Annotated in this window: 1 protein-coding gene; it reads left to right on the top strand. The window is 40.1% G+C overall.

Annotated features, from left to right (window positions below; genetic code table 11):
* Positions 1-425 precede the first annotated feature (425 nt).
* Positions 426-2,531, top strand: coding sequence for a hypothetical protein (locus AC3LHT_RS10245; RefSeq protein WP_488662821.1), 2,106 nt, complete (start codon positions 426-428; stop codon positions 2,529-2,531).
* The last annotated feature ends 95 nt before the right edge of the window (positions 2,532-2,626 follow it).

The raw sequence follows: 2,626 nt of genomic DNA, 5'->3' as shown, positions 1-2,626 counted from the left end.
TATCCCTATTAGGGACTCGGATAAAATCTGATTATAACGGATTTTGGGGAGACGTCCGAAACCCACCTAATGAGGCTGAAATTAAAAGATTTTGTAGCCAATTGTCATGATAGCTAAATCCATTGAGTCTTTCAGCTGGACTTTTTAACCCACCATGCTTTTTTACTGTCAACGGATTCGATGGGGAAAAATTGGTAATACAGACCTCGTAAATACTAACCTACAGCTGAGCCCACGACTATGGAAAAACAGCGAGATAGATAAAATTTGGACAATCAACCCTACGAAACCAGCGCATTTAAAATGGACATTAAGTAACGTTACAACTTAATATAGCATATATATATTAGAATACCGTACAAAATGATTGCATTTTGTTGGTTGTTTGGTATCTTGGTGGAAAATTCACCTCCACCAGGAACACCATGAAGCAAAGTAAACTTTTCAAAGAGAATCGTAAGAATCCCATAAAATACATTGGCCGTAGAAGTGGCCTCGGCATTGAAGTCCGTGGTGGCAAAAAAGGCTTGGCTATACAATACAACCACGATCAAGAGATTAGGCGAGTTGATCTTTCTGATACACCTGCAAAACGAATTTTTATTATAGATCTTGTTGAGGCTGGTGCCTACAAATCAAAATTAGCAGATGTACTATCGATAAGCAGGCAGACCATTGATAACTATATTGCCAGAAAGGAGGTATTTGGAACTGAAGGATTAATTAATAGCTTTCGAAAGAGTCAAAGTACTAATCTAGCAGAACAGAGGAAAGCAAACCAGGATCAATTGATAAAAGGAGATGTAACAAGTCAAATCAACGAGATACGAAAAAAAGAACAAGCAAAAAAGGACAGCAACATGCCTGTTCAGCTTACTCTCCCCTTCAACATAGAAAAGGATGAAAAAGAAAAGATAATCTCTATTGCAGAGCAACCTTTCACAGAGAATCACAAGTGGGAAAAAACTAGATATGCTGGTGTATTTATGTACATAATACATTTGCTGTTTAGTTCCAGATTGCTCAGTTTGCTGGGAGGATATTTCGGCAATTCTTATAAAATATTTATGGTTTTCATTTTGATGGTAGCGATAAACACCCGCTCTCTTGAACAGTTGAAGAATGTTCGTAAGCGTGAAGCTGGTATCATTCTCGGCCTGGGGCGTATACCCTCTAAGCCCAAGGTTTGGGAGTGGTTTTATCGTGCTGCTCATCTAAAAGTGGGTCAGGATGTACTTGATGATTACTTTCTGTATCAAGTTCGCTCTGGCAAAGTGGGCTGCAATTATCTGTTTATAGATGGGCATTTACTTCCCTATACCGGCAAGAAAAAAGTCCATTGTGGTTTTAGCACACAACGAGGCATCCCTCTGCCAGGACAAACCAATATGGTCACCTGTGATGCTACTGGTCGTGTTGTTGATTTTGACATCCAGGAAGGCACTGGAGATCTACGTGCGTACATTTCAGTTCTTGCTGCAAAATGGTCCAAGGAAATGCCAGCACCAACCATTTTTGTTTTCGATCGTGAAGGTTATGGCGGAGATTTCTTTTACGGACTACAACAAAACGGTGTATACTTTTCCACATGGGATAAACATGTAAATACTGAGAAACTTTCAAAAATTCCGGAGGATGATTTTGCGGAAGAGCTCGAGTTCAACAACAAGAAATACCGTTATTTTGAACAATTCAAAGAGTTTAAGGCGACAACAAGTGAGGGAGAAGAAAAAACAATTTCATTACGACAATTTATCATCTGGAATATGAAAGCTGGACGCAGAACTGCCATTCTGTCACATACAGGTGAGGATAAAATATCTGCCAAGGATTGCATAATAGGAATTCTCAACCGTTGGGGTGCTTCGGAAAACACATTTAAGCACATCAAAGACAATCATCCGTACCATTACCACCCGGGATTCAAATGCACCAAAAGTGATAATCAGGAAATTGCAAACCCAATACTAAAAGACTTAAAAAAGGGTATTCAGAAATTAACAAGAGCGATCAAAGCCCTAAAGGTCAGACTTGCAGGTAAAACACCTCTTTACAACAAAGATGGTTCTGTGCGTAGTAATAGCGCCTATGCTAATCTCAAAAAGAAAATAAGCACCGAAGAATCTGTTCTTGAGCAATCAAAAATAGACGCAAAAAATGAACCTGAACGAGTTAATACTTCAACCCTTGAGGATTATAAACAATTTGAACGGATTGATAACGAAGGGAAAAAACTGTTTGATCTTGTAACTTCTTGTGTTTGGAATACTCGGAAAGAGTTGGTAGATTGGCTCCGCCCGCATTGGGCCAACGATAATGAGATTGTGGATCTTTTTTACGCTATCACAAAATGCCATGGTTGGGTACGCAGCAGCAAGCACGAAGTGCGGGTGCGACTTGAACCGCTCGAGCAACGTAGCCGTCGCTTTGCTCAGGAACAATTGTGTAAGAAATTATCTTTTTTGGGAGCTAAATTACCAAATGGCAAGCAAATGGTTATTGAAGTGGGCAGCAGTCCCTTGCCAACCTAAAATGTCCAAAAAAGAGGCCCTTTTGGAAACTCGTTGACGATGTCTGTCCAAGGCATTACCCTTGACGTTCGGCTACTATGGCTTCTGCTGACTTC

It is taken from the genome of Kosmotoga sp., assembly GCF_982836095.1.
Note: the sequence above shows the minus strand (reverse complement) of the source record. Positions and strands in the feature narration are given on the sequence as shown.